Genomic DNA, 24,429 nt, shown 5'->3' on the forward strand with positions numbered 1-24,429 from the left:
TCGACCCGGTGCTGGAGCTCCGGGCATCGCGCGGCTCTGTGCTCAAAGCCCGTTACCCGGTCGGCCAGACCGCGTTCCACCTCGGCAGGATCGTGGCTGCACAGGTTCAACACAGGGGCCGTGCCCGCCCTCTCCGGCTACGCAGGGTGTTCAGGGCCGGCGTGCGCGCGCTCCGGATCGCGAAACTAGGCTCGGACGGTGCACTGGGACCAACCTGAACTCGCCGAGCTGTGGCGGCTGGCCCGCGAGACCCTGGAGGGTGGTGGCCGGTCTGCGTTCAGCATTCGCGTCGACGACGAGAAGACCGCCGCGGCGCTCACCGAACTGTTGCGCAAGCCGGTCGCCCATCCCTCCCGCCGGCAGATCTCCCTGGCGCGTCTGGACGAGCACGTCCGTTCGCACGGCAGCACGCTGACCGAGGTGCTGGAAGCGGTGCACGGCAGGCCGATCGGCATGTCCACGGCCGAGGAGGCCTCGACGGCCGACGCCGTGCTGAAGTTCGCACTGCGTCAGCACAACCTGCTGCACGAATCGTGGGCCGCACCGTGGATCGCGCACGTGCGCCGGTACGGCAAGATCCCACAACCGGCGTTGCCGATGCTCGCCAACCAGGCGGCCTGGGTACTGGGCAAGCTCGGGCCGACGACGACCCGGTTCGCCTTGGCCGGCAACGACCTCGACGACGGACGGCCGCTCGCCCGGATCGTGGGCAAGGCGCTCGAACTCATGGGCACGACCTGGGAGCAGGCTGGAATCCTCAAAGACGCCTACAGCGACCCGGTGCTGACCTCCCAGGGCTACCTGACGCTGAACGACACCCTCGAGACCCCGGAGATCACCGTTGTCCGCAGCCCACGCCTGCTCGAATCCGGCGTGCCCGGCCCGTTGATGGTGCTTCCGAAGGGCCTCACCCCACAGGCCAAGCACCACCTCATCGGCAAGGTGGTCCGCTGCCACAACGACTTCACACCGGACGGCGTCCGCGCGACCAACGACATCCTTGCCTGGACCGACGGCACGGCGTGGCGCATGTCAGCGAGCGACTACCGCGAGGCCGTCACCACACTGATCGCCCGGGGCGTCGAACTGCCGACGTTGAACAACGGCCCTGTGGAGGCCACCTGGGATCCCGACCTGGTCAAGACCATGACCACCACGGGCCTGATGGTCACCGAGGAGCACGTGCTGCCGTTACTCCTCTGACGGCGACCTGGGGCCTTGACCCCGAACGCTGGACACCAGACACACTTGGGCCCTGATGGTCAGGGTGGACGAAAGTCCTGTTCAGATGGTGATGAAGCACTATCCGCCGGAGTTCCGGGCCGAGGCGGTCGCGTTGTACCGGTCCCGGCCGGGCGCGACGATCAAGTCGGTGGCGCAGGATCTCGGGGTGTCCGCTCACGGCGCGACCGGCCTGCTCGTAGCCTGAGGGGACATCAACGACCAGGCTCGCCGGTACCTGTCCACCCAGCGTTTCGCCATCAAGGTCTGGAACTCCAAAGACCTCCTGGACCGCGTGTTCCGGCACTACGCCGCGCTGCCCGCGGACCTGCGGGCCGACTGCCCGCTCAAGCAGGTGTGAACCCTGGTGGAAGAGACCGGTTGACGACACCCGACGAACCGCCCGTGCAGGTACATGCGGGAAAGGACGGCTCTTGAAAACCCGACCTGTTGGATGACGCGATGATTGCCGGAAGCATGCGTCTGGGGGCGACCTGCTGTCCGGTCTCGCCCGCGCACGCCCGGCATGCGGCGACGGCGATGACGTGTCGTTCCGCAACGTCCGGGTCAAGGACCTCTCCGGCACCCGGACAGGGCGGTTCACCGGCGTCGGTGGCAAGTGCGTGGACGTCAGCGGCGGGAACAGCGCCGATGGGACGAAGGTTCAGCTGTGGACGTGCAACGGCACGAACGCGCAGCAGTGGACCGTGCCGGGTGATGGCACGATTCGCGCGCTTGGCAAGTGTCTGGACGTGCGGTCGGGTGGCACGGCCAACGGCACGGTGACGCAGCTGTGGACGTGCAACGGCAGCGGCGCCCAGCAGTGGGTCGCGCAGGCCGGCGGAGCACTGCGCAACCCCCAGTCCGGCCGCTGCCTCGACGGGTCGGGCGGCAGCAGCGCCGACGGCACGGCGCTGCACATCTGGGACTGCCTCAACGTCGCCAACCAGAAGTGGACCCTGCCCTGATCGGATGGCCCACGGCAGTCCGCCGATGGGGTCCCGCCGCGGTCGAACCCGCGGCGGGACCCCATCGGGTTGCCCGGCAGCCATCCGGCTGTCCGCGATCTACACCGGGTCGGTGCGGATCAGCAGCAGGAGTGGGGGTTTTCCCCACCTGCGGCAACTGGAACCGGTGCGGCGTTGCGCCGGGCAGCTGCGCGAGGGGAGTGCGCTGGCCGGTCCGGCGCAGGAAATTCCGTACCGGCCTGGCCGAGTTCACCAGAGGGCGGGCCACCGCGTGACACGGAAGCGTGGTCGCCGGCGTGACGCGGACTGTGAGGCGCCTCGCAGAGGAGGCGAGCGTCCACGTCTGGGATGTGCTGTGCGTCTCTGTTTGGAGGCGGCTGAGGGCGGAACGAGGTCAGAATTCGGGATCCCCCTCGGCAGACACCGAGTCCGAGGGATCGCAGTCGATGACAACCCGGCTCACCGGGCGATCACATCGGATCCTCCGGCGGTGTCGGTAGTTCGTTTCGGATGGTCGTCAACTGGGTGCGCAGCCTGGTCACGGCATGGTGGACCGAGGATCGGACTTCGACGGGATCGGGCGCGGCCGGTGGATCCCCCAGGATCGACCCTGGCTGCTCAAGGTCGTTGCTCACGCCGCCGCATTACCCCGACAGGCGTCCCGCCAAACGACGCGACACCCCGACAGGCCGTCGGCGGCCCGTGCGGCGGTGCTGCTCGTCCTGGCGCGCGTTGTGGTTGCCGCGTTGGCCTACCCAGGACATCGGCTGCTTGGGCGGGCGTGTGCTGTTCCAGGAAGAGCTGATCGGGCGTGTTCGCGAAGTGTGCACGGCCGACGAGGGCTGGACGCCGCGCCGATGTACGCCTCGTTCGCTGCGGACGAGGCGGACAAGCACAGTGACGTCGAGTTCTGGCTGTTCTTCACCACGCGGAGACGCGCCGAGATCCACCTGCGGTCGTGGTGCGCCGACATCGCCCCGGTCAGCTACGGCTTGCTCAACGAGTTCGGCACCTATGTGGCGTTCTTCCCCGGCCTCGTGCGTGGCGAGTTCCACTTCGCGACCCGGACGGACGCCGGGCGGCATCGCGGAGGGCGGCGGCATAGGCAATGATCCGCGACGACGGCTTCAGGGCGGGACAGGCTCGCCGAGTTCACGCCGGCACCTTGACGACGAGCGCTCCGGGGTCCACCTCGACCTTCAGCGACTTGGTCGTGCCGCAGACCTCTCCGTCGACCTCGAACGGTTTGGTGCGACTGCTGCGCAACTCCAAGCGCCGGAACCGGAACCGCTCCACCGCCGGCCCGTCCACCCGGCGGGAACCGATCAGGCGTCCCGCCGTGACAAGCCAACCCCCGGCGCGCACGTCACGCAGCAACGCCAGGTCCAGGAGCCCGTCAGCGGGATCCGCCTCCGGCAAGAGGGAAACCCCGCCCTGCAAGGCGCCTATGTTGCCGACGACCGCCCCCAGGACGCGGCGGGTCAGCCAGGGGCCGTCGTCCAACCGGACAGCCACCCTGCTGGCGCCCGACCTCAGACCCTTGAGGACCGCTGGTACGTATGCGGGCCACCCCAGGAGGCGCTTCATCCTCGGCGAGGTGTCGCGGACCATCTCCGCGTCCAGACCGATCCCGCCCATGCCGACAAAAGGGCGTCCGTCCAGCACACCCATGTCGACGCGGCGGTCCGCCCCGTCGAACGCCGACGTGACGGCGTCCTCCACCCCACTGCCGACCCCCAGGTTCCGGGCCACGAGGTTCCCCGTGCCGATCGGCACGATTCCCATCGCCACCTCGGTGTGCGCCAACCCGGCGGCCACCGCGTTCACCGTGCCGTCCCCACCACACGCCAGGACCAGCCGCGGGTGGCCGCGCAGGGCGAGTGCCGTCACGCCCGACCCGGCATCGTCACAGGTGGTCTCGAACCACTGCGGCGCGCACCAGCCCCGGTCCCGGGCGGCACACGCCACCAAGTCCCGGAACCCGGAGTGGTCCACCACGGCGCCCGGATGAACGACCACCGCCACACGAAGCTTGTCCTGCCCTGGATGCACCCGAACCACCTTCACGAGGTCGACACCGGACCGGATGCCCTGCGACAGGCGAACGTACACGTGGACGTGACGCGCAAAGCGCCGCAGACCCGGCCGGGCCGATCCACAGTCACGCCCGTGTCGCCCGCGAAGTCCTGGGCAGTCGGCTGGACCGGCGGAGTGGTTGCTGGTAGCAGGCTTGTGCTGGTCCGAACGGGTTCAGCCGATCTGCGACCTTGATGCTGTGGTCAAACAGCCGCCGGCGCACGGGGGAGTGCCCGCCGGAGGGCTCAGGTGCCGGGTTTCCGGTATCGGAGCGGGACCTTCCTCTTGCGTCGCCTGCTTGGCAGGACCGGACCGGCGACGCGCGCGAAGACGAGCACCCACAGCGCGAAGTACGGGAACAGCAGCACCCCGCCCAGGCCGGCGTACGGGCGTTCGCGGGGGTTGATCGCCCGGTACCCGCGCGTGGTCTCCACGGCCACCTCGCGGCCGATGTGCTCGGGAGTGAGGAAACCGGCCTGCATCGTGCGGGTGACGCCGTCGGCCCGCTGGGTCACCTTCGCCGTGCACGTGTACCAGTAGCCGAAGCCCTTGTAGGACACCGGGCCTCGGCGTTCGCAGGACTGGGCGACAGCGGCGTAGCCGGACCCGCCGGGGTCGCCGACCTCGATCGTGTCCCAGAACGTGAAGAAGATCGTCGCCCCGAGCAGGTAGCCCATGACGGGCAGCAGCACGAACGCGACGAGGCGGTGGAGGACCGCCTCCCGCCTCCCGCCTCCTTCTCCTCTTCCGCCTGCGACTCCGGCCACGTCTTCCACCCGCCGTTGTCGATGATCTTCGCTCCTTCCTTGCGGAACTCACCGACCGCCTTCGGCCCGATGTCCCTCGGCAACCCCGTCACGCCGTCGACGACCGACTGCCTGGCACCCGTCCACGCGTCGTTGGCCATCGCGCCCCACGAGAAGTCGGCCATGTGGCGGGCGATGTCGGCGTCGGCGCCTCGCTTGAGGACGGTGACGAAGTCGTCGCCGCGCTTGGCCGGCGCGGTCTGGGCGTTGCCGAGGATCCGGTCGAGCTCGCCTTCGTATTCGTTCAAGATCCGCTCAGGGTCGGTCATCATCCCCCGGATGTTCACGACTCAACGTCACGGGAAGGTAGCGGAACGTTCGAAGCTCGATGGCCGAATGGCGGATCGACCACCGGTGCTTCACCTGATCGTGACCGCGACCGCGGTGCTGGACACCGGGCGGTGGTCGGCGAACAGGGAGCCTCGGGCACGGTGCCAGGTCCCGGCGAGGCGACGCCATCGCGCTGCGGACGTGGCCCGGCATGACCAGCACGACGCTCAGGTGCGGTGCGTGCGCCCGGAAGTCGACGCAACGACTGGGTGAAGACGTGGAAACTCAGTCCACCCGAACTGCCCGCTCGGACCCAGGTGGCCTCTATGCCGGTGCTGCTCGTGCCGAGGCCGAGTACTACGCCCATGCGGCTGGGGATGCTTCGGTCGCCTTGAAATGTATGACCCTCTGCCCGCGGCGGGAACCAAGATTTCAAGAGACCACCCCCGTATGCGCCGGGAAGACACTTGTTCGCCAGGCACTTTACTGGTCCGTTGGTGATTCTGGCATTTGTCGCTGCGTCGTGAGCGGGATTCGGCCCGCCGGGTGCTGTGCCGGTGTGGCGGCGTCGGTTGGCAGAGGTGAGTCCGCCTGCCCGCCGTGTCGAGTATGGCCGCCGGTACGCACGCCAGAGTCGTGAACGCCTGGTGACGTACCGACGTGGCCCAATTTCCGCATCAAGGGAGGTTTGAACTTCGACGACCGCGGGAAAGCGGACTGCGGGAGTAAAATGGATCTTGTTGGACGCGCCGAACGGAGTTGAACCGCACATCCGCGATACGCCCGCGACCGCGAGATGACCGAGCACGTCCGCATCGCGCTGCGATAAGGCGCGTGCCAGGGCGGAACGACGGATCACCCGGCGGGAGCCGGGAAGGTAGCCTGGCCCCTATGTGACGCGGTGTGCCAATCACATCCGCTCGTTCAAAGTCGGGTCGAGGCTTGGCGCGCCGGTGCGCGTGGTCTGCGCCCGAGCGGCGGTGACGTCGAGAGGAGCCGGGCTCATGGGTTCCGGCAGCGGGGAGCAGAAGTGACCGCACCGATGGGCGCCGACCTGACCGGTCTGGTCAACGGCATGGGTGTCGTGGCGTGGGAAGCCGACGTGCGTTCGCGGCGGTTGACGTTCGTCTCGCCGCACGCCGAGGTGCTGCTGGGTTATCCGCCGGAATTCTGGTCCGGTGACCTGGACAGCCTGGTCGGGTTGATCCACTCTGACGACCGCGCCGAGGTGTGGCGCGCGTGGCGCGCCGGCGTGCTCCAGGACTACTTCGAGGTGGAGTTCCGTGCCACCGCCGCGGACGGCCGGCTGATGTGGCTGCGGTGCCGGGTGCAGGTGGTGCACGGTGACGCCGGAGTGCCCGTGCGGGTGCGCGGGATGCTGGCGGACGTGACCCGGCGCCGGACGGCGGAGCAGGGGGACCGCTTCCTCGCGGCGCTGGAACGGGAACTCCAGGGGGTGGACGACGCCGAAGAGGTCATGGCCACGGTCACCCGCCTGCTGCGGGCGCACTTGAACGCCGACCGGTGCGCCTACGCCCGGGTGGAGGACGACGAGGACCACTTCGTCATGAGCGGTGACCACGCCACCGGGTTGCCTCCGCTGCGTGGCAGGTTCGCGATGTCGGCGTTCGGGGAGCAGGCGCTGCGGGCGATGCGGGCGGGACAGCCGTGGGTCGTCGTGGATGCCCTGCGTGATCCCAGGCTCACCGACGAGGACCGCGACGCATACCGGCGGACCGGTATCCGCGCGGTGGTTTCGGTTCCGCTCTTGCGCGGCGGCCGGTTCGTCGCCGGGTTGGCGGTGCACCAGGCGTCGGTCCGCCACTGGACGCCGGCGGAGCTCGAGGTGATCACCGTGGTGGTCCACCGGTGCTGGGAATCACTGCAGCGGGTGCACGCCGACCGGGCCCGGAGGGAGAGCGAGCAGCGGTACCGGCTGCTGGTGGAACGGGCTACCGATGCCATCTGGGTGCTCGACGGGGAGTCGAGGTTCGTCGAGGTCAACCCGGCGGCGTGCGTTCTCCTGGGCCGCACTCGCGACGAGTTGGTCGGCACGAGCGTCACCGACCTGGTGGTGTCCGTCCCGGACGGCCGAGCGAGCGCGGACGTCGATGCGGCCGGCGATCACGTCGTCACCGAGGTGTGGCAGGTGCGCCGCGGCGACGGGACGGTGATCGCGCTGGAGCTGAGCATCCAGAGCACCCCGACCGGGGTGCAGGCCATCGGTCGTGACGTCACCGAGCGGCAGCGCGTCGAGGCCGAACGCGAGCTGCTGCTGCGACGCGAGCACGAGATCGCCGCGGCCCTGCAGCGGAGCCTGCTGCCGCGCGAGCTGCCGACTCTGGACAGGTTGGCGATCGCGGCCCGGTACCTGCCGGCGTCGACGTACGCCCAGATCGGGGGCGACTGGTACGACGTCCTCGAACTCGACGGGAACACCGTGGCGCTGTGCGTGGGCGACGTCGTGGGCAAGGGGCCGTCGGCGGCAGCGGTCATGGGGCAGCTGCGCAGCGCTCTGGCCGGCTACCTGCTCGAAGGCCGGTCCCCGGCCGCCGCGTTGGAACGCCTGGACGTCTTCGCCCGGAGGGTCGACGGTGCCGCCGGCAGCACCTGTGCCTGCCTGACCCTCGACCGTGACACCGGGGTGCTGCGGTGCGCGACGGCCGGGCACCCGCCGCCGCTGGTGGCGCACGCCGAGACCGTGTGGTTCCTCACCGGCGGTCGGGGGCCGGTGCTCGGCGCGCCTGGCGGTGCCCGTTACGTCGAGCACACCGTCGACCTGCCGGTGGGCGCGTCGGTCGTGCTCTACACCGACGGTCTGGTGGAAGACCGCGACCTCCCGATCGACGACGGGTTGGACCGCTTGCTCGCCGTCGTCCGCGATGCCCGCGCGGCGGCTCCCGACGCGCTGACCGACGCCGTCACCGACGTCCTGCTCGTCGACGGCCAAGACGACGACGTGGCGCTGGTCGTCGCACGCTACCTACCTCCGCCGCTGGTCGGCGCCCTGCCGGCCCAGCCCGCCTCGCTGTCCGTCATGCGGCGCGGCGTCGAGGCGTGGGCGGCCGCCGCGGCACTGTCCGAAGACCTGCTCGACGACCTGCAACTGGCGTTGGGGGAGGCCGCGGCCAACGTGGTCGACCACGCCTACCCGCCAGGCCAGGAAGGAAGTCTCGAGTACGAGGTGGCCAACACCGCCACTACCGTGCACGTCACCGTCCGTGACCACGGCAGGTGGCGACCGGTGCCCGCCGATCCCGGCTACCGGGGACGTGGAACTGGGATCATCCGGACGCTGGCCGAGCAGGTCGTGTTCGAGCAGGGCGAAGCCGGCACCACCGTCGACTTCCACCTCAGCCTGCGACCCGGTGTCCCGGCGCCGCCCGTGCGACCGGAGGAAGAGGTCACGGGTCTGCTGGACGACCCGGCCGGCGGCACGACCCGTCGCGTGCGGCTGACCGGTGACCTGGACCTCGACACCGTGCGCGAGGTGCGCGCACCGCTGCTGTCCCGCGTCGGCGACACCGACCAGCGGCCGGTGGACGTCGACCTCACCGGACTGCGCTACCTCGGCAGTTCCGGCATCGCGCTGCTGCTCGACGTGTCGGAGGCGGCCACCCGCGCCGGACGCGCGCTCACCGTCCTGGTCTCCGAGGGCTCCGCACCCGCGCGTGCCCTGTCCGTCGCGGGCTTGGACGACGGAGACCTCGCCGAGTCCCTGATCGTCCGCACCGTCCCCCAGATGCCCTGACGTCCTCACCGTCGCATACGGCCCGTGGCTCCACTTGTCGGCCTCGCGCTTGTGCGTGTTACCTGGTCGCGCGTCGACCTCGGTGACGACACCTCGGCGCAGGTCGCCGCAGGCGGCGTCCTCGGGGTGGTCGTCGGCGGTTCGTCGTACTGCTGTTGAGAGCTGGCCTCAGTTCTACGCAACCATTACCACGGTCGGACGCCCTGATTGGGCGCGCGGGCCTGGCGTACCTTGGTGATGTCAGGACTGTCCGGCGAAGCGGCCCAGCTAACCCTCGGAGTAGCGGGAGGTGCAGATGGACGACGCAGACAACCGAGGGTTCGAGCCCGCTCCCGCCGAGATCGGCGTCCGCGTGCGGACGATTCGGAGGCGTCGCGGACTTTCCCTCGAAGCTGCCGCCGGGCTGGCTGGAATCAGCAAGGGCTACTGGTCGATGCTGGAAAGCGGTCAGCGTCGGTTCGAGCGCCGCGGGTTGTTGGAGGACCTGGCCCGCGTGTTGGGCTGCTCCGTAGCGGACCTCACCGGGCAGCCGTACCTGCCGGGCGATCGCGCGAGCGCCGAAGCCCTCGCCACGCGGCCCCGATCTCGGTCGCTCTCTACGACACGACGTTGGACGACGTCCCCGACGTGGCGGCTCGACCCCTGCTGGAACTCGTGGCGTGGGCGGCACGCGCGAACGAGTTCACCGCCCACAGCCGCTATGCCGCGGCCGGACGTGACCTCGGCGTACTGCTCACCGACCTCCACGTGCACGCCGTCACAGGGAACGGCGACGACCGCCGGACGGCGCTCACGGCCCTGACAGAGGCATGTTTGGCGGCCTGCGGAGTCGCGCGCAGCCTGGGCAACGCGGACCTGGCCGTGACCGCAGCCGCGGGTGGCCAGGAAGCCGCAAGACAGCTCGAATCCCCCTCCCTCACCGGTTTCGCCGCGATGACCAGCACCGGTGCCCTCAGCCGGTTGGGCGCTCGCCACCGGGCGCAGCAAGTCGCGAGGTCGGCGCTGGAAAGCCTGGTCGACGTGGCGGACCCCACCGCACCGGACACCGCGACGGCCGAAGCCGCAGGGATGCTTCACCTGTCCGCAGCCCAGATGGCCGCGAAGTCAGGACGACTTCAGGACTCGGCGGCGCACTTGGCCGAGGCCGCCGAGTTGGCGCGGCGAACCGGCGAGCGCAACTCCTTGTGGTTCAGCTTCGGCCCGTCGAACGTCCAGGCGTGGGCCTTGTCGATCGCGGTCGAGTCAGGGCAAGGCCCCGCCGAGGCGGAACGCATCGAGGCGACGCCCGGCTACGCGGACGCCTTGACCGCCGCCGACCGGCGCGCCGCGCTGCACTTCGACCTGGCGCGCGCCTACGGCCAGGCAGGCGGCACGCGCGACACCGAAGCGCTGCGGCACCTCGACACCGCGGACCGGATCGCACCGGAACGCATCCGCCACGATCCGGTAGCCCGTGAACTTCTCGCGGAACTGGACCGGCGTGCCCATCGCCAGTCCTGGGAGCTTCGGTCGTTGAAGAACCGACTCGGCGTCCGTTCACACATTGTGAACCTTTGACACGGGCGTCATGGCGTTCCGCTGTGCTTCTCGTTCTGCTCGGTGCGGTTGTTGTCCTCGGCGTCACCTGGCGCCTGCACGTCGCGGGCCGTGCGGTGCTGCCCCGCTGCCAGGCTGCGTGCGCCCCTTGCCGCAGACTCGGCTCGTCGGTCGGTGCCGAGCTATGCGGACGACGCAGGCCCGACGAATCCCTTGCCGCGCACCTTCGATCAACAGTCGGCGATGGCTCGTGCTGTTCTCGACCGGCCCGCGCGGTCCCACAGCCGATGGAGGGATCGTGAACCTGATCGGGCCCGGTGCCGCCGATGCGGCGGCTGCGTACCCAGAGTTGCGACACCTGGTGGACCTGCGAGAACGCGGCTGGAGCTTCCTCCCCGTCAAGCCCCGCCGGACCAGATCGACGGGTTTCGACGTTGGCACGGTGGTTGGCGTGACGATCCGGATCAAAGACTCCGGCACTGCTTTAGGGCTTCAATTGGATCGTGACCACGCGATCAGCGCCTTGGCCCGGTTCCTGAGCATCGGGATTGACCGACGGGGCCGGACCTCAGTCCGGGTGGGTGAGATGTGGGATGTGCTCACCCACCCGGCGATCGGCGAATGCTTCGTCTCAGAACGGTCACGCGATGACCGTTCACCCCAGTTGCGATTGAGTCGTACGGTGCCGTCGACGTCCGTCTGTCTGACGAGGCGGGCGTGCGCTGCGGCACTGCACTAAATCAGCACGGGTGCTGACCGGGGGGACCGGATTTGACCGTCGACAGAAAAATCTGCCAATGGTCGATCGGGAACTTCAGATATGCACCAGCGGGATTTCGTGAGTTTCGGACGAAAGCGAGATCCGTTGAACGTGCGAGTTCAATACAGTCGGGGTTTCCGCCCCCGGAGCTTGAACTCTTGCGCCAAACCAGGCCTTGTGGAGCGTGCTCCGCAAACTCCGAGGTTTTTCGCTGCTGCACATGCGCCCCCTCCGCTGCGGGCCAGCCGGGTCCGGATTTAGGTTATCGGGCCACTCTTTCGACCTCTACCGCCGACTGATGGAGGCCGATTGCTCCATTGTCAGCAGCGCTGATCGTGGTTGAGCGGTGGCGTGGGGCGATCACCGACAATTGCGGTCCTGTGACGTGGTCAGTGCGCTCCTTCGTTGAATGAATCCGTAATAATGCGGTCGATGAAGATGTCCAGTTCGTCCGATGGTGTGGCCACGGCTTCGAGTTCGATGAACGCCTCGACGTAGCGACTGGCGTCTTCCGGGCTGTTCTGGATCAGAATGCTCCGGGACTTCCCGGCCTGGTCGATGTAGATCGCGTGATCCTGATCGTCGCCCGCCGGGAATTCGAATACCGTGAACGCGCTCTCCATTCCGCGGTGCAATCCCTTGTCGAAACCGATCACCTGAATCGACACGAAGGGAAGCCTGTTGAGTTCCTTAAGTCTGACCAGTTGCTTCCTCATAACCTGGGGGGTGCCGATCTGGCGACGAAGAGCAGATTCATCGAGAATGAAGAAAGCTTGCTGGTCTCCTTTGTCGTAGAATTTGTCCTGTCGCTCCATCCGAATTTCGACACCACGTTCGATGCCATCCGTGTCATCGGGGCTGTACAGGCTGACCACTGACCGTGCGTAATCCTCCGTTTGAAGAAGGCCTGGAACGAACAGCGGCTGGAACTGTCGTATGAGGGTGGTCGAGTCCTCCAGTCCCAGAAAGGTTACGAATGGCTGCGGCAATCGCGGACGGTACCTGTCCCACCATGCCTGCTGCTTTCCGGACCTGGCCATGTCGACCAGTTGCTCCACCGTGCTCTCGTCGGTGACCCCGTAGAGCTGCAATAGGGCGCGCAAGTCCGTCAACGAAATTCCTACGGCGCCGGTCTCGATACGAATCAGCTTAGAAAGTGACCATTCCAAACGGTCTGCCGCATCTTTTTGCCTCAATTTTGCGGCTTCGCGGGCCGCTCGTAGTTCCGCACGCAGTTGGCGTTGTTGGGTGACTGGGTTGCGGCCTCTGTCGACCAAGGCGGTTCCTCCCAGGGGCGGACGAGTGGTGCCGGCCACCTAGCCGTATGCTTCCTAGCGCGGTGGCACCTGGCTACCATCTGACTGGCAAGATGCTACATGGCAGATGGCGAGGTGGCTTAGGAGGTGGGGTTGTGAAGATCGACACCCAGGGCCCCACCTTCCACTTCGACCCCAGGTTGTTGCTCGTCGCGCGCAACCTGACGTCGTTGAACCGCATTGGCACTGTGCTGAAGGCTCTGACGAGCACCTGGTGGTCGATCGACGTCGTGATCGACGAAGGCTCGCAATACGCCGACGGCCTCGATGAACGGATCCGCGAGCTGGGCTTCCGGCGGATCGGGTGGGAGCAAGCGCGCGCAGGCACGTGGAGCGTCATCCTCGCGGCCCACGTCAACGGCAAGCTCGCCGAACTCACCGGCCCCATGCTGGTGGTGGCCCACGGGGCGGGCTACAACCGCCGGGTCTTCAGTTCGACCCACGACCCGCAGTCCTCCGCCGGGCTCTCCTGTCATGAACTCGTCGCCGGAGGCAGGGTGTTCGCCCAGGTGATCGGTCTGAGCCACGAGGAGCAACGCTCACGTCTGTGCCCCGCGGCGCGGCCCAAGGCCATGCTGATCGGTGATCCGGTGTTCGACCAGATGAACGCCTCGCGGAAACGGAGAAAGCGGTTCCGCAGGATCTTCGGCGTCGACGACCGGCGCACGCTGGTCCTGGTCAGCTCGACCTGGAACGGGCACTCGCTCATCGAAAACCACCGGGACCTGGTCCGCAGGCTGGTCGCCGAGTTGCCCCGGCACCAGTACCAGGTGGTGCTGGTGCTGCACGTCAACGTCTGGACGAAGGTCACGAGGGCCGGACTCGAGATGGCCTTGGGGCACGAGCTCGCGGCGGGCCTGCTGATCGTCCCACCGGAGGGGAGCTGGCAGGCCGCCGCGATCGCTGCGGACGTGATCATCGGTGACCACGGCTCGGTCACCTTCTACACCGCGAGTGTGGGTGTGCCGCTCCTGCTCGCCACTGACGGCTCCACCGAGGTCGACCCAGCCTCACCGATCGCCGACCTGAGGGACGAGGCCGACCGGCTGGACCTGGCCGCTGACCTGCGCGTGCAGATCGACTCTGCCGTGCAGCGCCGTGACGAGGACAGGTTCGCCGCTGCCGCCGATCGGATGTTCGGCAACCAGGGGCGGTCGTGGTCGACGCTGCGTGACGTGCTCCACGAGTTGGCGGGTCTCGCTCCGCCGAAAGAGGAACTGCACATGGTGCCGATCCCTGACCCGGTGCCGATCCGGGGCGCGTACGTCTCCACGGCCCTGAGGGTCAAGACGGTCATCGACCCGGCGCCGTTCGACACCCACTGCGAGGTGGAGTGCTTCCCCGCCGTCCTCGCCTCCTCGCAGACCCGGCCGCACTCGGTGCTCCTGGTCGACACCGAGGAGGTCGACCCACGCTTCACCGAGAACGCCGAGATCGTCATGAACCGGGACGCGGGGTCGCTGCACGAGGCGCGGCACTGGTTCGTGCAGGGCACCCGTGATTGGCCGGGGGCCGCCCTGCTGGTGGCAGTGACGGGGGAGGAGACCCTGATGCACTTCGTCCCAGACGGCTTGGTGCTGCGCACGGCGCCCGGCGTCGACCCCGTTCTGCTCGCAGCGGCCGTCTACCAGTGGCACGTCGACGGGCTTGGTCTGGACGACGAGGTCGAGCTGCGGATCGGGGCGAGCGGGGCGGTGCGCGCGACCATGGTGCGGCCACTGCTGCCGCTGCGCTCCGCCTGACGTCAGTCCTCCTGCTCCGGACGTCGCCCGAGGTCGATCCACCGTCGCACCTCGGCGCTGCGCGGACTGCCCGCGTCGACGTACAGCTCCAGCAGGCGGTGCGCGGCCGTGCGGAAACGGGTCGTGTCGTGATTCTCCTGGGCCACCCCGACCAGCACCTCCAGCGCCTGTGCCTCCTTCACCGGCTGGTTGCGTCTCCTCGTCGTCTGGACCGCTTCCTCCAGTTGGGTCGCGGCCTCTTGCTCCCGGCGCAGCCTGTGATAGGCCTGGGCCAGGACGATGCGCACCCTGGCCGCCGCCATGTCGTCGTCTAGCCGGAGCATGGTCTCCAGTGCGTCGTCCAGGACGGGAACAGCGCGTTCCTCCAGGCTCGCGCGCACGAGGACATCACCCAACTGATAGGACTGCATCGCATAACCGCGCTCGTCGCCGAGGTCCCGCTGTGTGCTCACGAGGTCCTCGAAAACGCTGACCGCGTCCCCGTAGCGTCCCTGTTCCCGGTACAGCAGCCCGGTCGATTCCAACACCACCGACATGGCACGGGGGTCGTCGGAGGCCAGCCGTCGGGCGATCTCCAACTGCTCGTGCGCCGCGGCGAACTCGTGCAGTTCGATGTGAGCGCGGGCGAGCTGGTTACGCATGCGCACTTCCGCCGTCACGTTGCCGCACTGGTGTGCCGCCCGCATTCCCAATTCGTGCGATTCGACCCAATCCGCGAAGTTCTTGTCGCTGTGGTACAAAGCCCACATCGATTCGCACATCGTCCACACGGTCTCGTGCCACTCGAGTTTGTCTGCGGCACGCATCGCCGCCAACAGGTTCGTCCGCTCGACGCGCAGCCACTCCATGCCGGAAGCCGCGTCGAACCGATTCTCCCACCCGGTCAGGTCGTGTTCGCCCGAACGCCACCTGTTCCCCAGAACCGCCACGTCCGCGGCCGCCGCGCCCTTCGCGTACCACTCGACGATGCGGCCCAGGGTGGTGTCGCGCTGGTCGGCGCTGTCGTCGACCTCGGCCCGTTCACGGGCGTGCAGGCGCACCAGGTCGTGGAACCGGTAGCGACCCCTGTCCAGTTCCTCGACCAGGTTCGCCGTGCACAGCAGTTCCAGGTCCGTCCCCGGTGTCGACGTCGCCCGACCGCCAGCGACCACGGCCACCTCGTTGCCGAAGTCAGGACCAGGGTGCAGGCCCAGGCGACGGTAGAGGACGCGGGCGGACTCCGGCAGGTCCGCGTAAGCGGTGTCGAACATGGTCCTCACCGGACTTCCCCCTGGTTCGATGGTCAGGCGGCCGAGTCGTTGCCGGTCGTCGGAGAGGTGGTGCACCAGTTCGGCGGGCGTCCAGCGCCGCGGCTGGGCCAGGCGGGCACCGGCGACGCTGAGCGCCAGCGGGAGGCCCGCGCACAGGCGCACCAGCTCCCGGATGCTCGTGCTGTCCTGTTTGGCCGTCGAGGTCATCCACTGGGTCACCAGGCGCTCGCCGTCTTCGGCGTCGAACGGCGCCAGGTCGACGAACCGGGCGCCGTCGATGGTCAGCCCGTTGAGCCTGCGCCTGCTGGTGCTGATGACGACGCTGTCGCCCGCCGCGGGGGACAGCGCTCGTACCTGGGCCGGTTCGTCGACGTCGTCGAGCAGCACCAAAAGTCGGGCCTGCGCGGTCAGACTGCGGAACAGGGCCACCCGCTCCGGGTACTGGGCGGGCAGGTACTGCTGGTGCACCCCGAGGGACCTCAGGAAGAACGCGACGATCTCGCTGACGGCGACACCGCCGCGGTGGCGGTACTCCGCAACATTGGCGTACAGGTGGCCGTCGTTGAACCTGGAGCCGTTCGAGTGCGACCAATGTAGGGCGAGCGCGGACTTGCCCACCCCGGCCATGCCGCTGATCGCCACGAGCGCGGGTCTGCTGCCCTCGCGGTTCAGGGCATCGTCCATCAGGCGCAACTCGTCGTCGCGGTTGACGAAGGCGTGAGGGGCGGGTGGTAGCTGCATGGGTGCGTTGTGCCGTGCCGATGTGTTGATGTTGAGTTCGCCTATGGACGAGGCCTGGATGACGTTGCCCACCGACGATGCGGTGACATCATTGCGTGGGGCCATCCGCCCACCTTCCGACCGGCCTCGCCGACAGCCAAGGCACGACGTCCACCCGCGCCCCGACCACAGGTGCGGACGAGTATGGCATCCCGCCACGTCCAATGGGAGCTTTTCCGGTCAAGAGAACCGTCGGCGAAGTTCACCCGTCCGGTGGTGCAAGGGTGTTGTCGGTTGCCGGTTAACACAGATTACACGCAATTCGTCACCAGCTGTTACCAGGGGAATCGAGTCCGGGGTGCCGGGTTGTGCGCAACTTGCCAGGTAGGTCGGTATCACTCGGCTCGGCGATGAGTCGCACCCGGCCGGGTGTACTGTGCCGCGTGGTTCCGTAGGCAATCCGCACTTTTGCGTTTCTGTTCACGGGTATGGCCGGCCGGACGCATCCACCGAGCGGTCGATCACCCCGCATGCGCGGCCGGAGTCGGCGTCGCATTCACGCCGGCGACCTCACGCGTTCACGGACACGGACACGTCCGCACTCCGCGCCGCCAACGGCACCGCGGCGCGCGAGGCGGACAGCATGCCACCCGAAAGTGATCGTTCATCACCTTGTCTACCCCGCGCACGCGAAGGTGGTCCCCTGAAGTTCCCCGTAGCCCGGATCCAGACATGGTCCGATAAGACCTGAAGGGAGTCGTCCGTAGCACCACCGAAGTAGTACCCCGACGAGTTGAGGCCGGTGCGGTCCGGTTGTACCGGGAGTCATTCGAAGCCGGTGATCCGGCGCCTGGCCAAGTGCTGGGCGTGCACCCGGAGGCGTTGCGGACTGGATCCGGCAGGACGAGGCCGACCGCGGCGAGCGGGGCGGCCGGCCCACCGCGACCGAGTCGGAGGAGCTGCACCGCCTTCGCAAGGAGAACGCGGAACTCAAGTCGTCCAACTAGATCCTCGATGCCGCGTCCGCGTTCTACGCGACGGACTCGACCGACCCGGTGATGGTCGTGAAGCTCGTCGAGCAGCTTCGGGGTCGAGGTCGTCCTCCCGGTCCCGGGCATCGCCTCGTCCACCTGTGGTCGAGCGGTTCGAGCAGGTCTTCGGGCAGCCTGCGGGGGAGGCAGCACGTCGTCGGCGCTGAAGCACTTCGGACAGGTGATGATCAGTGGTGTCCTTCGGGATGCCGTCGAAGAGGGAGCATTTGATCTGATGGGTGCCAGTCCTGTTCCTGACCACATCGGCGAGCAGGGTGCAGTAGCGCTGGTGAGTGTCTGTGAACCAGGGATCGGTGCGGTGCGCTTCAGCCGCAGTGGTTGCCTAGCGCGGTGGCGACGACCCGATCCAGGATGAGGCACGGTCGACGACACCCTGATGTACCCAGTGGGTAGGTATGCTGGAGCGAAGTTCTGACACCCCACCGCCGTGACAGGCCGCCGTCGTAGGTCATCCAGCAGTGTCCCGGTGGTTCGTTGGCCCGGTACTTGAGGGTGGCCCTGCACCCTGGGGCAGCGCCAGGATGGGGGAATGACTCCGGAAGACGAGTTCGAGGCCAACCTTCGCGTCGTGCGGAACCGCCTGATCTCCGTCAGAAGCGCCATGGCGGCCGCCACCGCGCTAAGCGATCCCGAGCAGCGGCAGCGGTTCCAGCGCCTGCGTATGACGATGCAGCTCGAAATGCTGGAAGCCGCCCAGAAGGTCCACGAGTATGGCGTGCGCTTACCCACCCGCCGGGCACCGACGCCGCTGGAAGAGATCCGTCGACTGGAGGAGGATTGGGGGATTGAGCCGGGCGGGTATGACGCGACTGTGGAGGAAGCCAGCGGAGAAACTGCTGTTCTGCTCAAGCAGGACCTGGAACTGGCCATCTTGGTGACCAGGGCAGAGTTGCAGTCGGACGAACCACCGAACATCAGGCCTGACTTCGTCGCGGCGGTCATCCGCATCTGCTGTGTGACAGTGATCGGCACCCTGATCGGTGCACCACTGGGCGCACTCGCGGCGCAGGAGCCGATTCTCAAGAAGGTCGCCGAGGCTGCGGTGGTCGTCGGGTTGGGTGCCACGACCGTTGAGGTGATCCACCCATTCAGCGTGAGGTTGACCCGCGGTCCTGAGCCGGCCGAGCCTGCAGACCGGTTGAGTTCGTACCTCTGGGCCCGCAGCTTGGGACATCGGATCGAACGAGGTGCCCTTCCCAGGCCATCTGACCTCGGTCGGCACATCGAGGAACCAGCGCCGCCGAAGCCACCAGCACCGCCGAAGCCACCAGCGCCGCCGGAGCCGCCGGAGCCAGTGAAACGGCCGCGTCCGCCAGCGTCTCCGGGGTCGGGTTTCGGACTCTAGGCGGGTTTAGGCCTATTGGTAACTCCGCATCCCTCGCCACCGATGATCGGTCGAGCAGAACGGCCACGGCCGCCGGCAGTGCCGGGACGGCCTCCCGCACCGCCGGCCCGATCCCGTCCACCATCACGCTGGCTTTGCCTTGCGGAACCGGCGCAGTCCCCCGAACAGGCGCCGCATCGGGTACTCGCGCGGCTTCTGTCGCAGCTCCACCCCGCTGCCGAGGGTGGGCGCGGTGTACGTGTTGTCCTGGTTCAGGCATCAGTCGCTGCGGGCCGATTACCGTTCGACCGTATTTCGGGGAGCAAGGGCGATCTGCGGTGTGCGGTCACGATGCTCAACAGCTCCAGCACCGTGGGGCAGTCGAAATTCAGCCTGCTGACCGAGTCGTCCTTCACGCCCGGGACACCTGCGGCCCCGCCGGGAGGCGGGGCCGTGTGGTCCGGTGGACGGTGTCAGGAGGTTGTGTCGTGCAGGACGAAGCGCAGTTCTGACGTGTAGACCTCCCCCTTGTCGTCGGTCAGCCACGTCTGCTCCGGGGTGGGCAGCATTTCCGTCACGGTGAGCCTGGCGGACGTGTCGGCACGGGCCAGGCGCCGGGCGGCCTTGGCCAGCAGGGTCACCGAGGCCGGGCTGTCGAAGTCGACGAACACCGGGCGCGGCTCGGCGGGGGAGGTGAAGAAGACGAACCGGGGCAGGTCGTGCCGCGCCCGCCACACCCTGGCTCCCACGAAGCGCCGCGCCTCGGTCTTGGCGTCGGCGAACCCCAGCTCCGCCACCGGGAACCGCCACGTCTCCCGTGACACCACCAGCCTGCCCACGCTCACCCTGGGCGTGTGGTCGGCCTCGGGGAGCACCCGGAACCCGTCGACCACCAGCGTCGTGAGCACGTGGCCGAACACGTCGGCCACCGGGAAGACCGCGCCGTCGGGCAGCACCGCCACCAGCTCGTCGTCGCGCAGCTCCACCCGGACGTCGGCGCTGCGCAGGCTGCGCGGGCGGTGCGGGTCGGCGGTGTCGTCGACCAGCGCCACGTAGTAGTCCTCGGGGCGCACCAGGCTCTGGCGCACCCGGGTCGACAGCCGGGACCGGTGCTCCTTGGGCAGCAGGGGCAGCAGGCGCGGGCCCGGGACGTCACGGGTGGTCAGCTCGACCAGCTCCGAGCGGTCCGGGTGCTGGTCGAGGTACAGCGACGCGCCCAGGGTGTTCATCGCCACGTGCAGCTCGCCCAGCACCAAGCCGAACTCGCCGCGCGCCACCGCGTCCACGCCCGCCGCGGCGATCATCACGTCCGGGCTGAGGTAGCGGGCGGCGTTCCAGCCGCCGCCGGGGGACGCGAACGCCTCGTTCGCCCGCGCCGACACCTCCGCCGTCGACAGCCGCACGTCGCGCACGCCGTCCGGCAGGTCGAGCACACCGGCCCAGCGCCGCCAGAACTCGGCGCGCAGCTCGGCGAGGTCGGCCACCGCGTCCCGGTGCAGCACCGGCATGCACGCGAACCAGAACGTCGCCAGGTCCACCGGCCCCGAGGCGTCGAACACCCGCCGCGCACCGTCCAGCACGCGCCGCGCCAGCGAGGACGTCAGCCAGGCGGCGCTGACCAGCAGCGGCTCCAGGGCTCCCAGCTCCTCCAGCACCGCCCCGCCGAGCCGGACGGTGGCCGCGCGCCGGGCGTCGGAGTACACCAGCGCCCGTCCCGGCGCGGTGGACCCGCCCTTCTCGCGGGCCGCCGCGGAGTCCGTCAGCGACTCGAACTCCCGCTCCAGCGCGGACATCGCCTCGATCAGCTCGTCCGGTGTGGACGCCCGGGCGACCCGGTCGCGACCCCGTTCCAAGGTCTCCAGCGCGGCCAGGCCGGGTGCGGCCACCGAGGCGGGCAACCCCTCCAGCCACGTCCGCAGGGCCCGTTCGGGGTGGGAGCCCGCGGGGACCTCCAGCCGCCGCACCAGGTACCGGCGGCGCTCCAGCTCCGCCAGGTCGTCGGTGACGTCGCGACCCAGCTCCTCGCCGATCGCGAGGGCGGAACGGGTGCCGTCGGACAGCGCGAGCACGTCGAGCAGCGGCGCGGCCACCGGTTTCGGCGCACAGCCCGGCAGGGCCGCTTCGCCGTCGCCGATGCGCACGAAGGGCACCCGGCGCGGCGCGATCCACGGCGCGAGCGCCGGATCCTCGGCGAGCACGCCGGCCAGCGCGTCGATCGCCCAGCTGGCGAAGTACACGGTCGTCTCGGCGACGAGTCCGACGCCCGCGTCGACCTCGACACCGGCGGCGTCGTCGTCCAGCCTGCCCCAGCCGACCGGGCCGAAGAAGCCGATGGTGTCGTTCTTGACGCAGAACCGCTGCCAGTAGTGGGAGATCAGCTCCTCCCGCTGGCGGGTGCGGCTCGTGCGGCCGTCACCGGGCTCCCACTCCAGGAACGGCCGCACCGCGCGGCCCAGCACCGCCCTGTTCTGCCAGGCGACCGCGCTCTGGAACGCGCCGCCCGCGGCGATGTCGCGCATCTCCAGCGCCGACTTGGCCGCGCTCTCCTCGAACGCCTCCTCGAAGAGCTTCCACTCCGGGCCCTGCTGGGACCTCTCCGACGCGAAGCGGTCGGCCGCCAGGGCGAGCCCGTGCGGCGCGAGCCGCAGCACGCCGTGCGCCGGGAATCCCGCGCCGCGCACGCTGAACTGGTCCCACATCCGCCACCGCCCGCCGGGCAGCGACCGTCCCTCCGGCGACTGGCCCTCCTGCTCGCCGGCCATGTCAGGCGACCTCCAGTTCCTGCTCGACCACCGACGCGAGGTCGACGGGGGAGGGGTAGGCGAAGACCAGCGCCACCGGCACGTCCACGCCCAGTGCCGCCTGCAGGCGCGCGGTGATCTGGAACGCGGCCAGCGAGTCGCCGCCCGCCTCGAAGAAGTCGCTCTCGGAGTCGAGCGACGGGTTGGCCAGCGCGTCCCGGTAGACCTCGACGACGAGGTCGGTCAGCTCGGTCGCGGTGATGCCGATGGCAGTCATGGTCGATCCCCTCTGGTGGTGGTGTGTGGTCGGGTCGTGAGGTCGGTGGTGCGGTCGGGTCAGGCTGCGAAGGCGGTGGTGGTGTGGTCGGGCCGCGAAGGCGGTGGTGGTGTGGTCGGGCTGTGAGGCCGGTGGTGGTGTGCGGTGGTCAGGCCGCGAGGCCGGTGGAGGTGAGGGCCTCGGCGGTGTTGCCGCCGGACACCACCACCGCGGCCGTCCCGGTGAAACCCGATTGCAGTGCCCCGGCCAGCGCCACGGCGCCGCTGGGTTCGGCGTGCACGCCCGCCCGGCGCAGCAGTGCCGCGGCGTGCGCGATGGCGTCGTCGGTGACGCCCACGAGGTCGTCGACGCGGTCGGCGATCACCGGCAGCGTCACGGCGCCGGGCCGCTGTCCGCGCAGCCCGTCGGCGATGGTGCGCGACGGTGGCACCACCACGGGCGTGCCCCGGTCGAGCGAGAGCGCGTAGCGGCGGGCGTCGGCCGGTTCGACGCCGACGACGCGCACCGGCAGGTCGCGCGCGGCCAGGCAGACGCCCGCCAGCAGCCCGCCGCCGCCGGTCGGCACGAACACCACGTCGACCCCCGGCACGTCCTCGAGGATCTCCAGGCCCACGGTGCCCTGGCCCGCCACCACCAGCTCGTGGTCGGAGGAGGGCACCAGGCCGGCCCCGGTCAGCGCCGCGTGCTCACGGGCGCGGCGGTCGCGCTCGTCCACGCCGCCCGGCGCCTCCAGCACGGTCGCGCCGAGCCGGCGCAGCGCGGCGGCCTTCGCCCGGCTCGCGCCCTCGGCCACCACCACGGTGACCGGCACGCCCAGGGCGCGGCCCAGGGTGGCCACCGCGATGCCGTGGTTGCCCGAGGAGCCGGTGACGACCTCGCCGCACGGCTCGGCCAGCAGCGCGTTGGCCGCGCCGCGGATCTTGAAGGACCCGCCGCGCTGGACGTGCTCGGCCTTGAGCAGGACGCCGGGCACGGCGTCCAGGGCCAGCAGCGGCGTGCGGAGCACGTGCCCCTCGATGCGCCGTGCGGCGGCGAGCACGTCGGCCGTGCCCAGCCTGATGTCGAGGCGGGTCACCGCGCACCCCCGGCGAGCGCCACGCGGTCGACCTTGCCGCTGCGGGTGGTGGGGAAGCGGTCCAGCCGGGTGAAGTGCCGGGGCATCAGGTGCGGCGGCAGCGCCTCGGCCAGGTGGGCGCGCAGCGCCGTGTCGCGGACCTGCGCCAGCTCGCCGGTGACGTGCGCGACGAGGTAGGCGCGCTGCTGGTCGTCGGTGGCCGCGGTGACCGCCGCGCCGGTGACGGCGGGGTGGGTCAGCAGGACCGCCTCGACCTCGGCCGGGTCGACCCGGTAGCCGCGGACCTTGATCTGCCGGTCGTTGCGCCCCAGGTACTCCAGCACCCCGTCCGGCCGCCGCCGGGCCAGGTCGCCGGTGCGGTACAGGCGCGCGCCCGGCTCCCCGCACGGGTCGGGCACGAACCGCGTCGCGGTGAGGCCCGGCTGGTCGGCGTAGCCGCGGGCCACGCCGACACCGCCGAGGTAGACCTCGCCGACCTCGCCGTCCGGCACCGGCCGCATCCCGCCGTCCAGCAGCCGCGCCACCACGTCGTCCAGCGGCGCGCCGATCAGGTCGACGTCCGCCTCGGGCCGTGCGGGCACCTCGTGGCGGGTGGACGTCATGGTGCACTCGGTCGGCCCGTACTGGTTGACCAGCCTGCCCGGCACCAGCGACCGGCCGCCGGCGGCCAGGAACGGGCGCAGGGACTCGCCGCTGGTCGCCACCAGCCGCACGTCCCGCAGCGCCCGTGCCGCGCCGTCCTGGCGGGACAGGAAGGTCAGGAACGACGGGGTGGTGCTCAGGATCGTGTTGACGCCGTAGGCCCGCACGGCCTCGAACAGCTCTTCGGGGCGCAGCAGCGCCGACCGGGGCAGCACCACCAGGCTGCCGCCCGCGAGCAGCGGGGCCAGGGTGTCGCGGATCGAGGCGTCGTAGCCCAGCGGTGCCAGCTGGAGCGCCACGGTGTCCGGGCCGAGGTCGTTGTCGCGCACCGTCGACCGCAGGTAGGCCCGCAGGGAGCGGTGCTCGACCAGCACGGCGTTGGGTGCGCCGGTGGAGCCGGAGGTGTGGCTGACGTAGGCCAGCGACCGGGGGTCCGCCGGCCCTTCGGGCAGCGGCGCGACGGGGTCAGCGGTCGCGTCCTCCCCGACCAGGACGGTGGGTCCGGGCACGGTGAACCGCCCGGCGAGGCGCCGGCTGGTCACCAGTGCCCGAGCGCCGTCCAGCAGCGCGGCGACCCGCTTGGGCGGCAGGTCGGTGTCCACGGTGAGGAAGGCGCCGTGCGCCCGCAGCACCGCCGCCATCGCGACGACCGCGTCCACGCCGCGCTCCAGCGCGATCCCGCAGACCACCTCGGGCCCGACGCCGTGGCCGCGCAGGACCTGGGCCAGCCGGTCGGCGCGCCGGACGAGGTCGGAGTGGGTGAGCACGCCGTCGGGGGTGACGACGGCCGGGTGGTCGTGGTGGCCGGCCGCGTCCAGCCCGCCCAGGTCGAGCCCAGGCCAGCCGAGCGCAGGTCGGTCGAGCACGGCCGTGTCGGCCCGACCCGTGTCAGTCGTGGACAT

18 protein-coding genes and 1 pseudogene are annotated in these 24,429 nt (G+C 69.7%); 10 read left to right on the forward strand and 9 right to left on the reverse strand.

Annotated elements, in window-relative coordinates; translation table 11 throughout:
- Positions 1-198: 198 nt before the first annotated feature.
- The 4 genes from ACRAKH_RS13460 to ACRAKH_RS13475 all read left to right on the forward strand — a co-directional run bounded on the left by ACRAKH_RS13460 (position 199) and on the right by ACRAKH_RS13475 (position 3,301).
- Entirely contained in the window at positions 199-1,203 is a 1,005-nt protein-coding gene (locus ACRAKH_RS13460) for a TIGR02679 domain-containing protein (protein WP_380724100.1), read from the forward strand.
- 91 nt (positions 1,204-1,294) lie between these two features.
- Positions 1,295-1,429 (forward strand): transposase, encoded by a 135-nt coding sequence (locus ACRAKH_RS13465; protein ID WP_380724099.1) that lies wholly within the window; start codon positions 1,295-1,297, stop codon positions 1,427-1,429.
- Positions 1,430-1,766: 337 nt separating this feature from the next.
- Positions 1,767-2,189: a ricin-type beta-trefoil lectin domain protein gene (locus tag ACRAKH_RS13470; protein WP_380724098.1), complete on the forward strand. Its 423-nt coding sequence runs from the start codon at positions 1,767-1,769 to the stop codon at positions 2,187-2,189.
- A gap of 824 nt (positions 2,190-3,013) precedes the next feature.
- Positions 3,014-3,301, forward strand: a complete 288-nt coding sequence (locus tag ACRAKH_RS13475) for a hypothetical protein (protein ID WP_447009852.1) — start codon at positions 3,014-3,016, stop codon at positions 3,299-3,301.
- A gap of 40 nt (positions 3,302-3,341) precedes the next feature.
- On the opposite strand, the gene ACRAKH_RS13480 is transcribed toward ACRAKH_RS13475, so the two are convergent.
- Positions 3,342-4,301, reverse strand: coding sequence for a diacylglycerol/lipid kinase family protein (locus tag ACRAKH_RS13480; protein ID WP_447009853.1), 960 nt, complete (start codon positions 4,299-4,301; stop codon positions 3,342-3,344).
- A gap of 209 nt (positions 4,302-4,510) precedes the next feature.
- Positions 4,511-5,041, reverse strand: a complete 531-nt coding sequence (locus ACRAKH_RS13485; RefSeq protein ID WP_447009854.1) for a DUF6346 domain-containing protein — start codon at positions 5,039-5,041, stop codon at positions 4,511-4,513.
- A gap of 1,330 nt (positions 5,042-6,371) precedes the next feature.
- Between ACRAKH_RS13485 and ACRAKH_RS13490 the strand changes: the two genes are divergently transcribed.
- The 4 genes and pseudogenes from ACRAKH_RS13490 to ACRAKH_RS13505 all read left to right on the forward strand — a co-directional run bounded on the left by ACRAKH_RS13490 (position 6,372) and on the right by ACRAKH_RS13505 (position 11,367).
- On the forward strand, positions 6,372-9,092 hold the full coding sequence (locus ACRAKH_RS13490) for a SpoIIE family protein phosphatase (protein ID WP_380724095.1): 2,721 nt from the start codon (positions 6,372-6,374) through the stop codon (positions 9,090-9,092).
- A 295-nt stretch (positions 9,093-9,387) separates the two neighbouring features.
- Positions 9,388-9,597: pseudogene (locus ACRAKH_RS13495) on the forward strand (helix-turn-helix domain-containing protein); the annotation flags it as partial.
- A gap of 104 nt (positions 9,598-9,701) precedes the next feature.
- Positions 9,702-10,649, forward strand: coding sequence for a hypothetical protein (locus tag ACRAKH_RS13500; RefSeq protein ID WP_380724104.1), 948 nt, complete (start codon positions 9,702-9,704; stop codon positions 10,647-10,649).
- Positions 10,650-10,926: 277 nt separating this feature from the next.
- The gene (locus ACRAKH_RS13505) at positions 10,927-11,367 is read left to right on the forward strand and encodes a hypothetical protein (RefSeq protein ID WP_380724093.1); all 441 of its coding nucleotides are present in this window, start codon (positions 10,927-10,929) and stop codon (positions 11,365-11,367) included.
- Position 11,368: 1 nt separating this feature from the next.
- Here ACRAKH_RS13505 and ACRAKH_RS13510 read toward each other — a convergent pair whose 3' ends face one another.
- Positions 11,369-11,608 (reverse strand): DUF397 domain-containing protein, encoded by a 240-nt coding sequence (locus tag ACRAKH_RS13510; RefSeq protein ID WP_380724092.1) that lies wholly within the window; start codon positions 11,606-11,608, stop codon positions 11,369-11,371.
- Positions 11,609-11,777: 169 nt separating this feature from the next.
- Positions 11,778-12,704, reverse strand: a complete 927-nt coding sequence (locus ACRAKH_RS13515; RefSeq protein ID WP_380724091.1) for a helix-turn-helix domain-containing protein — start codon at positions 12,702-12,704, stop codon at positions 11,778-11,780.
- A gap of 95 nt (positions 12,705-12,799) precedes the next feature.
- On the opposite strand from ACRAKH_RS13515, the gene ACRAKH_RS13520 reads away from it, so the two are divergent.
- Positions 12,800-14,446 (forward strand): hypothetical protein, encoded by a 1,647-nt coding sequence (locus ACRAKH_RS13520; protein WP_380724090.1) that lies wholly within the window; start codon positions 12,800-12,802, stop codon positions 14,444-14,446.
- Positions 14,447-14,448: 2 nt separating this feature from the next.
- Here ACRAKH_RS13520 and ACRAKH_RS13525 read toward each other — a convergent pair whose 3' ends face one another.
- Positions 14,449-16,542, reverse strand: coding sequence for an NB-ARC domain-containing protein (locus tag ACRAKH_RS13525; protein WP_380724089.1), 2,094 nt, complete (start codon positions 16,540-16,542; stop codon positions 14,449-14,451).
- Between the two features lie 1,455 nt (positions 16,543-17,997).
- Between ACRAKH_RS13525 and ACRAKH_RS13530 the strand changes: the two genes are divergently transcribed.
- The gene (locus ACRAKH_RS13530; protein ID WP_380724088.1) at positions 17,998-18,813 is read left to right on the forward strand and encodes a hypothetical protein; all 816 of its coding nucleotides are present in this window, start codon (positions 17,998-18,000) and stop codon (positions 18,811-18,813) included.
- 452 nt (positions 18,814-19,265) lie between these two features.
- Here the strand turns inward: ACRAKH_RS13530 and ACRAKH_RS13535 are convergent, their stop codons facing one another.
- The 4 genes from ACRAKH_RS13535 to ACRAKH_RS13550 all read right to left on the reverse strand — a co-directional run bounded on the left by ACRAKH_RS13535 (position 19,266) and on the right by ACRAKH_RS13550 (position 24,429).
- Entirely contained in the window at positions 19,266-21,554 is a 2,289-nt protein-coding gene (locus tag ACRAKH_RS13535; RefSeq protein ID WP_380724087.1) for a lantibiotic dehydratase, read from the reverse strand.
- Position 21,555: 1 nt separating this feature from the next.
- Positions 21,556-21,810 (reverse strand): acyl carrier protein, encoded by a 255-nt coding sequence (locus ACRAKH_RS13540; protein WP_380724086.1) that lies wholly within the window; start codon positions 21,808-21,810, stop codon positions 21,556-21,558.
- 148 nt (positions 21,811-21,958) lie between these two features.
- Complete coding sequence (locus ACRAKH_RS13545; RefSeq protein ID WP_447009855.1) at positions 21,959-22,885, reverse strand: threonine ammonia-lyase; 927 nt, start codon at positions 22,883-22,885, stop codon at positions 21,959-21,961.
- Positions 22,882-24,429, reverse strand: coding sequence for an amino acid adenylation domain-containing protein (locus ACRAKH_RS13550; protein WP_447009856.1), 1,548 nt, complete (start codon positions 24,427-24,429; stop codon positions 22,882-22,884). Before ACRAKH_RS13550 ends, ACRAKH_RS13545 begins: the two co-directional genes overlap by 4 nt.

Source organism: Saccharothrix hoggarensis (genome assembly GCF_052936025.1).